This is a genomic window from Amycolatopsis sp. CA-128772 (assembly GCF_002904295.1).
In the GTDB taxonomy this organism is placed as follows: Bacteria; Actinomycetota; Actinomycetes; order Mycobacteriales; family Pseudonocardiaceae; genus Amycolatopsis.
Window position 1 is genome coordinate 60,027 of the sequence record NZ_PPHG01000073.1, and the last position, 12,956, is coordinate 72,982.

Sequence of the window (12,956 nt, forward strand, 5' to 3'; positions counted from 1 at the left end):
CCTCCTCCCGGGTGCCGTGAGGCACTCAGAATAGTGAAGCGGCCGGGTTAACTCGTTCGTGTACCGCTGCCCCGCGACGGACACCCGGTGTGTTAAGGCCGGACCAACGCGGGAAGATCGACGCCCAGGGCGGCGAACGGCTCCCCCGCCGTCGGCAGCACCTTGACCGCGCGGTGGCCGTCGCGGCTCACCCAGCCGGCCTCGACGGCCCGCTCGAGCAGGGCCGCGGGCAGCGCGCCGGCCAGGTGGTCGCGGCGCTCCGTCCAATCCAGACAGTCACGCAGCAGCGGCCGCCGCCCGGCGGCGACCGGCACGCCGAGCTCGCCGAGCACTTCGCGCCCGCGCGGGGTCAGCGTCAGGCCGTCGGCGGTGGCGACCAGGCCGGTGGCCAGCATGCCGTCGCGGAGCGCGACGCCGAGTTCACCGGCGAGGTGGTCGTAGCAGGTCCGCGCGAACCCGAGCCGCCGCGCCCGCAGCGACGACTTCAGGCCGGTCACCGGCCGGTGCTCGGCGTGCTGGGCCAGGTGCTCGATCAGCTCGGCCACGCGCGGGTCGGCGATCCGGACGTAGCTGGCCCGCCCCTGCTTGACCCGGACGACGAACCCGGCGCCGGCCAGCCGCGTGACGTGCTCGCTCGCCGTCGACAGCGCGATCCCGGCGGCCTTCGCGAGCTCACCGACGGTCCAGGCCCGCCCGTCGAGCAGCACGAGGCACATGGTGGCCCGGCTCGGATCGGCGAGCACCGCGGCCACCTCGGCCAGCGCGATCGTCTCCATGCCCCCACGCTACGACCCCGACACTTCGCCCGCCCCCGAACCGACAAGGTCGGCTCGCGCACCCGGACAGTCGGCTCGACCGGCCGACCCCCTGGGTACGCGAGCCGACCGGCTGGGTACGTCAGAGGGCCTTGAGGAACTTGGTGGCCACCTGGACCGCCGGGCCCGAGTCGTTCGAGTTCTCCAGGACCACCGCGAACGCCACCGTGCCGCGGTAGCCCACGAACCAGCCGGTGGCTTGCTTGCCGTCGCCGAACTGGGCCGTGCCCGTCTTGCCGTAGACCTCGCCCGCGGCCGCGGCGGCGTGCCCGGTGCCGCTGGTCACCACCGCGCGCATCAGCTTCCGGACCTGGGCGAGCACCGGCGCCGGGGGCGGCGAGTAGCCCTTGACCACCGTGGTCTCCCGGTCGCGCCACAGCCTGGGCGTGATCGCCGTGCCGGCCGCCACCGTCGCCGCCATCACCGCGCCGCCGAGGGCGCTGGCCTGGATGCGGCCCTGGCCGAACCCGTCCTCGACCTGCTCGTCCTTGCTCGCCGCCGGCTCGACCTTCCCCAGCTCGGTGTCGATGCCGGGAACCTCGAAGTCGGCGTTGAGGCCCAGCTCGTCGGCGGCCTTCTGCAGGCCGTCCGCCGGCAGGGCGAGCGCGAGCTGCCCGAACGTCGTGTTGCAGGAACGCGCGAACGCCGTCTGCAGGTTCGTCGCGCCCAGCTCGAAGCCCTCGTTCTTGACCGTCCGCGTGCCGATCGTCGCCACTCCCGGGCAGTCGACCGGCGCACCGGCGTTGAGCCCGCTCTGCTGGATCGCCGCCACCGACGTCGCGATCTTGAACGACGACCCCGGCTCGTACAGGCCGTTGAGGGCCTTCGGCGCGTTCCCGGCGGCCGCGTTCTGCGCGACGGCGAGGATGCCGCCCGACCCGGTGTCGAGGGCGACGAGCATCGCCGAGCCCCGGTAGCCGTCCACCGCGGCCTGGGCCGCGTCCTGCGCCGCCAGGCTCAGGCTCGACACCACCGGCTTTCCGCCGGCGGCGGAGGCCTGCCCGAACAGCGTCTCGACGTTCTTGCCGGCCGCGTCGACGCGGGCGACGGCGAAACCCGCGCCGGCCGGGGCGGTGACCTGCCCGGTGAGCGCCGTGCGCAGCAGCGGCGCCGGGTTGCCGTCCACCGGCCGGACGCCGCCGGTCCCGTTGATGACCAGCGGCTTGCCGTCGCGGTCGGCGACCGCGGTGGTGTCCTCCGCAGCCGTGCTGATCACCAGCCGCTGGCCCGCTTCCAGCTTCGGGTGCAGCAGCGACGGGGCCCAGTGGACCAGCCACTTCCCGCCGCCCTGCGCGAGCTCGAACGGGACGTCGTAGGTCCAGACCCGGCCCGGCTTCAGCGTCCACGACAGGCTGAACGTGCCGCCCGTCTTCTTCGCTCCGGCCGGCGTCGGCTGCAGGACGGTCAGCTTGGCGGCCACCGACGCCGGGTTCAGCGTGTTGCGCGTGCTGCGCAGGGCCACCGCCGCGGCCGCGTTGTCGTCGGTCAGCCGGGCGGCCGCGTCGGAGTTGTTCTCGGACAGGTCCTGCAGGTACTCGGTGATCGCCGAGTTCGGGTCGAGCGCGCCGGGGCTCGCCACGGCCGTCGCCCCGGCGGCCGCCTCCGGCGTCGATCCCCCGCTGTCGAGCAGGAACAGCGCCGCCACGACGATCACGACGACCAGCAGCGCGCCGCCGATCAGGATGCCGCGTCTCCGGCCAGGACTCATTCCGGTTCCCCTCCCCCAAGGAGCCACCCGCGGGTGGCCGGTCGAGTCTGCACCCTACCGGCCACCCCGGGCAATCAGGCCTTCACGACCGCCGCGGTCACCTTCGTGCCGTCGCCGACCGTGCCGGCGAAGCCCTCGCCGGCCGGGCCGTAGGTCACCGACGTGGAGAGGGTCTCCGACGCCAGGAACTCCTGGTGCACCTGCGCCGCCTCGACGACCTCGGCCGGCGCGTCGATGGTCAGCGCGATCCGGTCGGCGACGTCGAGCCCGGCGTCGCGGCGGGCCTGCTGCACGACCCGGACCAGGTCGCGGACCAGGCCCTCGGCCGCCAGCTCCGGCGTCACCCCGGTGTCGATCAGCACCAGCCCGGACCCGCCGGGCAGCTCCGCCGCCGCGCCGCCGCCCTTGGCCACCAGCCGCCGTTCGAACTCGCCTTCGCGCAGCGCGACGCCCGCCGCGACCACGGTGCCGCCCTGGAACGACCAGTCGCCCGCCTTGACCGCCTTGATCACCGTCTGCACGTCCTTGCCCAGCCGCGGCCCGGCGGCGCGGGCGTTCACCACGACCTCGAACCCGCCGTGCGCGGCGACGTCGGTGGTCAGCTCGACCGCCTTGACGTTCACCTCGTCCCGCAGGATGTCGGCGAACGCGGAGAGGGGTCCGGCGTCCTCGGCCGCTACGACCAGCGACGACAGCGGCAGCCGCACCCGCAGCTTGTTCGCCTTCCGCAGCGACAGCGCCGACGACGCCACCTGCCGCACCCGGTCCATCGCGGTGACCAGCGCCGCGTCGGCGGGCAGGTCGTTCGCGTTCGGCCAGTCGGTCAGGTGCACCGAACGGCCGCCGGTGAGGCCGCGCCAGACGACCTCGGTGGTCAGTGGCAGCAGCGGCGCCGCCACCCGCGACGTCACCTCCAGCACGGTGTGCAGCGTGTCGATGGCGTCCTGGTCACCGGCCCAGAAGCGGTCCCGCGAGCGGCGGACGTACCAGTTCGTCAGCACCTCGAGGAAGTCCCGCACGGTCTGGCAGGCGCCCGCGACGTCGTAGCTGTCCATCGCGTACTCGACGTCGGTGACCAGCTCGTGCGTCTTCGCCAGGACGTACCGGTCGAGCACGTTCGGCGAATCCGTGCGCCACTTGCCCTCGACGCCTTCGGCGTTCGCGTACAGCGCGAGGAAGTAGTACGAGTTCCACAGCGGCAGCACGGCCTGGCGGACGGCGTCGCGGATGCCCTTGTCGGTGACGACGAGGTTGCCGCCGCGCAGGATCGGGCTCGCCATCAGGTACCAGCGCATGGCGTCCGAGCCGTCGCGCTCGAACACCTCGTTGACGTCCGGGTAGTTGCGCAGCGACTTGGACATCTTCGCGCCGTCCGAGCCGAGCACGATCCCGTGCGACACGCAGGCGCGGAACGCCGGCCGGTCGAACAGCGCCGTCGCGAGCACGTGCAGCAGGTAGAACCAGCCGCGCGTCTGCCCGATGTACTCCACTATGAAGTCGCTCGGGTAGTGGTGCTCGAACCAGTCGGCGTTCTCGAACGGGTAGTGCACCTGGGCGTACGGCATCGACCCGGAGTCGAACCAGACGTCCAGGACGTCCTCGACGCGGCGCATGGTCGACCGCCCGGTCGGGTCGTCCGGGTTCGGCCGGGTCAGCTCGTCGATGTAGGGCCGGTGCAGGTTGTCCAGCCGCACGCCGAAGTCCGCTTCCAGCTCGTCGAGCGAGCCGTAGACGTCGGTGCGCGGGTACTCGGGGTTGTCGGACTGCCACACCGGGATCGGCGTGCCCCAGTAGCGGTTGCGCGAGACCGACCAGTCGCGCGCGTTCTCCAGCCACTTGCCGAACTGGCCGTCCTTGACGTTCTCCGGGTACCAGGTGATCTGCTGGTTGAGCTCGACCATCCGGTCCTTGAACTGCGTCACGGCGACGAACCACGACGACACCGCGCGGTAGATCAGCGGGTTGCGGCAGCGCCAGCAGTGCGGGTACGGGTGGTCGTAGGTCTCGTGCCGCAGCAGCAGCGCACCCTGCTGTTCCGCGGATCCGGTGCCGTTCTTCAGGTCGCGGATGATGTTCGGGTTGGCGTCGAACACCTGCTGGCCGGCGTAGTCCGGCACGGTCGCGTCGAACCTGCCCTGCGCGTCGACCGGCGTCACCGGGGCGATCCCGGCGGCGTCGGTGACGACCTTGTCCTCTTCACCGTAGGCGGGCGCGATGTGCACGACGCCGGTGCCGTCTTCGGTGGTGACGTAGTCGGCGGCCAGCACCTGGTGCGCGTGGTCGGCGCCGAGGAAGTACGGGAACGGTGGGGCGTAACGGGTTCCGAGCAGCTCGGCGCCCGTGTGGCGCGAGACGACCGCCGGCTCTTCGCCGAGTTCACGCGCGTACGCGGCGACGCGCGCTTCTGCGAGCAGGAACCGCTTGCCGGGGAAGTTCTCGCTTTCCACGACGACGTAGGGCACCTCGGGGTGCACCGCGGTGGCCATGTTGGACGGCAGCGTCCACGGCGTCGTCGTCCAGATCAGCAGGTAGGTGCCGTCGAGGTCGGTCTCGTTGCCCTCCAGGCGGAACCCGACCGTGACGGCCGGGTCCTGCCGGGTCTGGTAGACGTCGTCGTCCATCCGCAGCTCGTGGTTGGACAGCGGCGTCTCGTCGCGCCAGCAGTACGGCAGGACGCGGTAGCCCTCGTAGACGAGTCCCTTGTCCCACAGGCGTTTGAACGCCCAGAGCACCGACTCCATGTAGGTGACGTCGAGCGTCTTGTAGTCGTTGTCGAAGTCGACCCAGCGGGCCTGGCGGGTGACGTACTCGCGCCACTCGTTCGTGTAGCGCAGCACGGACTCGCGCGAAGCCTCGTTGAACTTCGCGATGCCCATCTCTTCGATCTCGGACTTCTCCGTGATCCCGAGCTGGCGCATGGCTTCGAGCTCGGCGGGCAGGCCGTGGGTGTCCCAGCCGAAGCGGCGCTCGACCTTGCGGCCCTTCATCGTCTGGTAGCGCGGCACCAGGTCCTTGACGTACCCGGTGAGCAGGTGGCCGTAGTGCGGCAGGCCGTTGGCGAAGGGCGGGCCGTCGTAGAAGACGTACTCGTTGTCGCCGTGCTCGCCCGCGGGCCGCGCGTCGATGGTCGCCTGGAACGTCCGGTCCGTCTCCCAGTAGGCGAGGACCTGCTTCTCCAGCGCGGGGAAGGACGGCTGCGAGGGAACGCCTGCGCCGTCGTCGAGCTGGGCCTGGGGGTACATCCGGATGCTCCTCGGTTCGTCGCTCTCGTACGGACGACCGGCTCCCGGTCACCCACACGGGGACGAGACGCCTGGCGGCGTTCCGCGGTACCACCCCGCTTGCCCGGCACCTGCTCCCGGGCCGCTCGTTCGACGGCTGTCACGGGCCGCACCCGTCCGGTTCTACTGAGAGCGTGAAGCTCGGTTCTTCCGGAGGCTCCCCGGTGATGGCCGGATCGACGCCTGTTGCTTACCAGGTTAACCGGCCCGCGCAACCGGGTTGTCACGAGGGGCACGTACCCCGGCGAGGGCGCGGCCGTCACGACCCGGCTCGTGGAGGCGGGCTAAGTGCGCCGTCGTGCGCAGGCCCACCGCGCGCTCACCCTCACCTCGGACGGCGCGGCGGCCCTGGAGACCCACCTCCGCCTGGGTGACCTTGCCGCCTGACGGACAGCCCGGCCGGTGCACGAACTCGTCACCTACGTGATTGAGCCCGTAATTCGTGTGATTGAGCCCGTAACTCGCGAGTTCCGGCTCCAATCACGCGATTCACGGCCCGAATCACGCGAGTTCCGGCGGGAATCACACGTGACCCGCGGGGCATCACGCGTGATTGGCGAGGCATCACGGTCAGCGGTGGGTGGCGACCAGGGTTGCGTCGGGGGTGCAGGTGGCGCAGGGGGTGAAGCCGAGCTGGCGGGCCTCGCCCACGCCGATCGGGATCAGGTCGCGGGTGCCGAGCCAGGCGCAGGTGCGCAGGTGGTAGCGGGGGTGCTCGTCGATGACCACGACTTCGTCCTCGAGGTCGGCCAGGACGGCGACGTCGGACTCCGGGGTCTCTTCGACGCCCGGCTCCGGATCGGCCTTTGTTTCGGTCTCGGCCGAAGCGTCGGCGGGTTCCTCGGTGGGTTCCTCGGCCGGTTCGGGGGTGTCGGCCGGGTCGCCCAGGTCGCCGGCCGCCGGGATCAGGGTGGTCTGTTCCTCCTCGGCGGGCTCAGCCGCAGGGGAAGAAGCTGCTGGAGGATCCGCGGCGACGGGGGCCGCGGAACGGCGGCGACGGCGCAGCCAGTCGGCGACCAGGATCAGCCCGGCGAGCACCGAAAGCCCGATGGAAACCCACGCCCACAGCGAAGAAGCGGTGATCAGCGCCGTGACGAGCAACCCCAGAGCCGCCAGCACGAGGACCAGCACGATGTACAGCACGCTGCATTACAACACGAACCGGACGGACGCGGTCCACGACCCGCCCACCTGTCACCCCGGATCGGCTCCGCACTCCGGACCCACCCCGCCACCGGGGTGGGTCCGGAGGACAAACTCAGCCGGCTTCGGCCCGCGGGCCGAACGAGTAGCCCTGGCCGCCGCTCGTCGAACCGGACGATTGCCCCGAGTTCGAGGACGCCGACGCCGGGGCCGCGGAGCCGCGGTCGTCGAGTTCACGCAGCTGGGACTCGAGGAACCCGCGCAACCGCGTGCGGTATTCCCGCTCGATCGTGCGCAGCTCCTCGATCTTCTTGCCCAGCCCGCTCTTCTCGGAGTTCAGGCTGTTCATCGTCTCGGTGTACTTCCGCTGGGACTCGCGCTCCAGCGTGGTCGCCTTGTCGCGCGCCTGGCGCTCCAGGGTTTCGGCCCGGGTCCGCGCGTCGTTCAGCATCGTGTCGACGCGGGTGCGGGCCTCGTTCACCATCGAGTCGGACTTCGCCCGGGCGTCCGAAAGCAGCTGCTCGGACTTGGTGCGGGCCTCGGCCAGCATCCCGTCGGACTCGGTCTTCGCCTCGGCGGTGAGCCGGTCGGCCATCTCCTGGGCCAGGCCCAGGACCTTGGCGGCCTGCACGTTCGGCTCGGTGCTGTCGGCGACCATCGAGTGGGCCTGCGTCTGCTCCATGGCCGACTGCGGCGGCGGCACCGGGGCCAGCCGCCGCGACGGCTCTTCCCGCATCGGGGGCGCCCCGACGTTCGCCTTGGCGCTTTCCAGCTCGCTGCGGGTCGACTCGAGTTCCGCGTCCAGCTGTTCCATCTGCTGGCGCAGCTCGTTGTTGTCCTCGATCAACCGGGCCAGCTCGGTCTCCACCAGGTCGAGGAACGCGTCCACCTCGTCCTCGTTGTAGCCCCTCTTGCCGATGGGCGGCTTGCTGAACGCGACGTTATGCACGTCAGCGGGGGTCAACGACATCAGATCACCTCACGCACTCCATGGCCTGCAGGGTCCACCCAAGTTTCCCCGATCAACTTGGAGTCGCCAGTTGCATCGCGAAGAACACAACCAACAGCAGCACCATAATCGACAAGTCCAGTCCGACGCCGCCGATCCGGACCATCGGAATGATCCTTCTGAACAAGCGGACCGGCGGGTCCGTCACTGTGTAGATGGTCTCGAGCGTGACCGCAACCCCCCCGGCCGGATGCCACTCACGCGCGAAGGTCCGGACGAGTTCGACCACGATCCGCGCCGTCAGCAGCAGCCAAAAGGCGAACAGCACGTACCAGACGACCAGCCACACAGCTTCCACGTACCTACTCTAGCCGGGCGTCCTCCTCGAAGACGCAGTTGAGGGGGCCGACCCCGGATCGGGTCGGCGAAGTCACGTCTGCTTGCGCTCAGCGGTACGGCCGACTTCAGCCCCGCAAAAACAATCCGCCCTCGGCAATCCGCCGGCGGTCTTCCGCCGTGACGTCCACATCGGGCGGTGAGAGAAGGAACACCTTGTTGGTGACCTTGTCCATCGACCCTCTGAGCGCGAACGCCAAGCCGGCGGCGAAGTCGACGAGCCGCTTCGCGTCCGCATTCTCCATCTCGGTGAGGTTCATGATCACCGGGATGCCCTCGCGGTAGTGCTCCCCGATCGCCCGCGCCTCCGCGTAGCTCGTCGGGTGCAGCGTCGTGATGCGGCTCAACGGGTCACGCACCGGCTGGCGGACGACCGGTTCGGTGACCGGTCGCAGGCGTGCCACCGGCTCCGGCTGCCGGTCCATGGCGAGCGCGCCGTGGACGGCCGGCTCGGAGCTGACCACGGAGCGTGACCGGCTGCGGCTGACGGGCTCGTCGTACGTGTCGTCGACGTCGCGATACCGTGAACGCGACGACCTCGGTGCCGGCTCCTCGTAGGAGTCGTAGTCGTCGTCCGCGTAGCCGCGGCGGTAGTCGTCTTCGACGTCATAGCCGTCTTCGTCAGCGGGCACCATCCCGAAGTAGGCCTTCAGCTTCTGCAGCGCGCTCATGCCTCTCCCTAGCCCTAGCCGCTCCCGCACCGACTGTTCTCCACGCCGTCAGTGCCCCGCGCGGGCGGCCACGAAACGTGACGACCGCGCGAGCTCCCTACGGCGAGGCTAAACCGCGTCCACCGAGCAGCGCGGTTCCGACACGCACACAGGTGGAGCCGTGCGTGATCGCCTGCTCGAGATCATGGCTCATCCCGGCGGACACCTCTGCGGCATTCGGGTGATCTTTGCGGAGGGCCTCCCCCGCGCGAGCGAGCCGTTCGAAGGCCGCCGCCGGGTCCGCACCCAGCGGCGCGACGGCCATCAGGCCGCGAAGCCGCAGCTCTTCCGCCTGCGCGATCCGGTCGGCTAGTTCGTTCAGCTCGCCGAGCGGGCAGCCGCCGCGCCCGGGATCGTCGTCGAGGCTGGCCTGGATGAGCACGTCGAGGGGTTCATCACGTATCTGGGCGGTTTGAACCGCACGCACCGCTTTGGCGAGCGCGTCGGCGAGCCGCGCCGAATCGACGGACTGCACCACGTGGGCCCACCCGGCCACCGACCGCGCCTTGTTCCGCTGCAGCCGGCCGACCATGTGCCACCGCAGCCCGGGGACCTCGGCGGCCTTCGGGCCGGCCTCCTGATCGCGGTTTTCCCCGACGTCGGTGACGCCGAGCTCGGCCAGCAGCGCGACGTCGGACGCGGGGAACGTCTTGGTGATCGCGATCAGCCGGACCTCGTCGCGAGCCCGCCCGGCCGCGCGACACGCGGCGGCGATCCGGCCCTCGACCTCGGCCAGGTTCTCGGCCAGCTCGGCCTTGCGGGAAGTCACGCTTCGACCCAGGTGATGCCGGCGATGCGCCCGGTGGTCCCGTCGCGGCGGTAGCTGAACAGCGTTTTGTCCTCGTTCGTGCACCGCGGGTCGACGCCGATCTTGCCGACGCCCAGGTCGGCGAGCTGCCGCCAGAGCCCGGCGCGCAGGTCGAGCCCGGGCGTGCCCTTGCGGGTCTTGCACGCGCTGCCGGGGACGTGTTTTTCGACGTCGGCGGCCATTTCGGCGGGGACCTCGTAGCAGTCGCCGCAGATGGCCGGGCCGAGCAGCGCCTCGATCCGGTGCGGCTGCGCGCCGGCCTCCTGCATGGCCTCGACCGCCGCCGGGACGACGCCGACCCGCGTCCCCACCCGGCCCGCGTGCACCGCGGAGACCACCCCGGCCTCGGCGTCGGCCAGCAGGATCGGCACGCAGTCGGCGACCAGCACCACGAGCGCGACGCCCGGGGTGGCCGTCACCAGCGCGTCGGTCGCTTCGGCCGCGGCGGTCTCGGTGCCGTCCACGATGGTCGCCGTCCGGCCGTGGACCTGTTCCATCCAGGCCAGCTTGTCCTCGGCCAGCCCGAGCTCGGCGGCCAGGCGCTTGCGGTTGGCGTAGACGTTCCCCTCGTCGTCGCCGACGTGGTCGCCCAGGTTGAAGGTGTCGTAGGGCGGCCGCGACGCGCCGCCCGCCCTGGTCGTCACCACTCGCCGAACCCGCACGAAATCCTCCTGAAAGTCGCTGAGCCCCGTCCCCGAGCGCCCCAATGTGGCGTTGGTTGCGTCCAACGCACCGAACGCCACATTGGGGCGCCGGCCACCTGTCAACACGAGCGGCCGAAACCGCTGAAGGCCGCCACCCACGACTCTAGTTCGCGGGTGGCGGCCTTCAGCGCTGGTGGCTAGCGCCGCATGAACGGCGGGACGTCGACCTCGTCGTCCGACGGATCGTCGTGCACCGGCATCGCGCGCCCGGGCAGGCTGCCCTGCGTGGCGTTGGAACCGAGCGGCGAGTAGCCGCGCGAACCGCCGCCGGGCTGCGGGAGCCCGCCGGACGGCTGGTTGCCGGCGGACGGCAGCGGCGAGTGCGTCCGCGGCGGCGCCACCGGGTAGCCGGAGCTGCCCGCCGACGGCACCGGGGTGGCGCCCGACGGCGGCGACGACGGGTTCGAGACCTGCCCCGCCGCAGCCGAGGCCGTGGTCGACGACGCCCGCGAGCCGGAGCCGAAGGTCGACGGGTCCAGCTTCTTGTGCGTCGGCGCGCCGGCGTCGAAGCCGGCGGCGATCACCGTGACGCGGACCTCGTCGCCGAGGGAGTCGTCGATGATCGTGCCGAAGATGATGTTCGCGTCCGGGTGCGCGGACTCCTGGACCAGCGACGCGGCCTCGTTGATCTCGAACAGGCCCAGGTCGGAGCCGCCCGCGATGGACAGCAGCGCGCCGTGGGCGCCGTCCATCGACGCCTCCAGCAGCGGCGAGTTGATCGCCTTCTCCGCCGCCTGGATGGCCCGGCCCTCGCCGCGCGCCGAGCCGATGCCCATCAGCGCGGAGCCCGCACCGGACATGACGCTCTTGACGTCGGCGAAGTCCAGGTTGATCAGGCCCGGCGTGGTGATCAGGTCGGTGATGCCCTGGACACCGGAGAGCAGCACCTCGTCCGCGGAGCGGAACGCGTCCATCAGCGACACGCCGATGTCGCCGAGCTGCAGCAGCCGGTCGTTCGGGATCACGATGAGCGTGTCGCACTCGTTGCGCAGCGACTGGATGCCGTCTTCGGCCTGCTTGCCGCGCCGTTTGCCCTCGAAGGTGAACGGGCGGGTCACCACGCCGATGGTCAGCGCGCCCAGCTTGCGGGCGATCTGCGCCACGACCGGCGCGCCACCGGTACCCGTGCCGCCGCCTTCACCGGCGGTCACGAACACCATGTCGGCGCCCTTGATGACCTCTTCGATCTCTTCGCGGTGGTCTTCGGCGGCCTTCTGGCCGACCTCGGGGGCGGCGCCCGCGCCGAGGCCACGGGTCAGCTCGCGGCCGATGTCCAGCTTGACGTCGGCGTCGGACATGAGCAGTGCTTGTGCGTCGGTGTTCACCGCGATGAACTCGACACCCTTGAGGCCGACCTCGATCATGCGGTTCACGGCGTTCACGCCGCCACCGCCGATGCCGACCACCTTGATCACCGCAAGGTAGTTGTGCGGGGGCGTCATCGAAGTCCGCCTTCCTGATCGTTAATACCCGTACAGCCCGCCGGCCGGTGATCCACTCTCAACCTCAACCCCAGCTTGAGAGTTATGTCAACTGCCGACGTTAGGCAGGACGGTAGGCACCAGGCACGCTCTAATCCAGTAGGCACGCCGTGTGTCGCAAAGGTGTTTTGCCACAACACGTTCGAGCGCGCAAGAGCGGGGAGCCGGGAACACCGCCCCGGCCCGATCTGCTATGGCGCAAGATCAGGCCGGCATCGGCATGCTCATCAGGACGTCGGTGGGGCTCCCGGTGGGCGATCCGCCGGCCTGCTCGAGGCTGACCGCGACCTTGTCGGCGTCGCCGACGCCGTCCGCCACGACCAGGGACCCGTCCTCGGTGGCCTGGATGACCCCCGCCGAGCGCGGCGCGGCCGAGCCGGTGATCAGCCAGGCCTCGTAGACCTTGCCGCCCGCCTGCGCGGGCAGCCCGGCGTCCATCACCATCACCCGGTTCAGCGTCCGCGAGGAGACGACCGTGACGCCGCCGCCGCTGGGCGCTTCGCCGTGCCCGGTCTTCGCGTCCGGCGCGGCGAGCAGCGCCGCCACCGGCTCGAACCGCTGCTTGGCCTGGTCGAGCCGGCTCTGCGCGGACTGCAGCTCCTGCTGCTGGGTCAGCGCGATCCCGCCGAACACGCCGCCCGCGGCGAGCCCGACGACGGCGGCCGCGGCCGACACGACCACCGCCCACCGCGGCGCCCGCGCCGACCGGCGGGACCGCTCGGGCGAGCCGGGCCGGGTCCGCGGCGGCAGCTGGCGGGTGGCGTGCATGGCCGCCAGCACCCGGTCCTTGAACTCCGGCGGCGGCTCCTCGGCCATCGCCGCGCCCAGCCGGGCCGCGGTCGCGCGCAGCTCGGCGACCTCCTGCGTGCAGGACTCGCACTGCTCGAGGTGGCGGGCGAACTCCGCGCGCTCGACGTCGTTGACGGCGTCGAGCGCGAAGGCGCCGGCCAGGGTGTGCATC

11 protein-coding genes are annotated in these 12,956 nt (G+C 71.3%); all 11 read right to left on the minus strand.

What is annotated here, in order from left to right:
• Positions 1 to 92 precede the first annotated feature (92 nt).
• Positions 93 to 776, minus strand: coding sequence for a helix-turn-helix transcriptional regulator (locus tag C2L59_RS27585; RefSeq protein ID WP_103352435.1), 684 nt, complete (start codon positions 774 to 776; stop codon positions 93 to 95).
• 121 nt (positions 777 to 897) lie between these two features.
• Positions 898 to 2,523 (minus strand): penicillin-binding transpeptidase domain-containing protein, encoded by a 1,626-nt coding sequence (locus C2L59_RS27590; RefSeq protein WP_103352436.1) that lies wholly within the window; start codon positions 2,521 to 2,523, stop codon positions 898 to 900.
• A 74-nt stretch (positions 2,524 to 2,597) separates the two neighbouring features.
• Positions 2,598 to 5,765 carry an isoleucine--tRNA ligase gene (gene ileS / locus C2L59_RS27595; RefSeq protein WP_103352437.1) on the minus strand — a complete coding sequence of 1,056 codons (3,168 nt, stop codon included), beginning with the start codon at positions 5,763 to 5,765 and terminating at the stop codon, positions 2,598 to 2,600.
• Between the two features lie 609 nt (positions 5,766 to 6,374).
• Positions 6,375 to 6,947 carry a hypothetical protein gene (locus C2L59_RS27605; protein WP_103352438.1) on the minus strand — a complete coding sequence of 191 codons (573 nt, stop codon included), beginning with the start codon at positions 6,945 to 6,947 and terminating at the stop codon, positions 6,375 to 6,377.
• Positions 6,948 to 7,062: 115 nt separating this feature from the next.
• Positions 7,063 to 7,917, minus strand: a complete 855-nt coding sequence (locus C2L59_RS27610) for a DivIVA domain-containing protein (protein ID WP_103352439.1) — start codon at positions 7,915 to 7,917, stop codon at positions 7,063 to 7,065.
• A 52-nt stretch (positions 7,918 to 7,969) separates the two neighbouring features.
• Positions 7,970 to 8,245, minus strand: coding sequence for a YggT family protein (locus C2L59_RS27615; RefSeq protein ID WP_013224824.1), 276 nt, complete (start codon positions 8,243 to 8,245; stop codon positions 7,970 to 7,972).
• A 115-nt stretch (positions 8,246 to 8,360) separates the two neighbouring features.
• Complete coding sequence (locus C2L59_RS27620) at positions 8,361 to 8,963, minus strand: cell division protein SepF (RefSeq protein WP_103352440.1); 603 nt, start codon at positions 8,961 to 8,963, stop codon at positions 8,361 to 8,363.
• Between the two features lie 97 nt (positions 8,964 to 9,060).
• A complete protein-coding gene (locus tag C2L59_RS27625) occupies positions 9,061 to 9,771 on the minus strand; it encodes a YggS family pyridoxal phosphate-dependent enzyme (protein ID WP_103352441.1) in 711 nt (236 codons plus the stop codon).
• Positions 9,768 to 10,472, minus strand: coding sequence for a peptidoglycan editing factor PgeF (gene pgeF / locus C2L59_RS27630; RefSeq protein WP_103352442.1), 705 nt, complete (start codon positions 10,470 to 10,472; stop codon positions 9,768 to 9,770). The genes C2L59_RS27625 and pgeF overlap by 4 nt, the downstream gene beginning before the upstream one ends.
• Before the next feature lie 179 nt (positions 10,473 to 10,651).
• Positions 10,652 to 11,956, minus strand: coding sequence for a cell division protein FtsZ (gene ftsZ / locus C2L59_RS27635; RefSeq protein ID WP_103352443.1), 1,305 nt, complete (start codon positions 11,954 to 11,956; stop codon positions 10,652 to 10,654).
• Between the two features lie 243 nt (positions 11,957 to 12,199).
• Entirely contained in the window at positions 12,200 to 12,955 is a 756-nt protein-coding gene (locus C2L59_RS27640) for an anti-sigma factor (RefSeq protein ID WP_103352444.1), read from the minus strand.
• Position 12,956 lies beyond the last annotated feature (1 nt).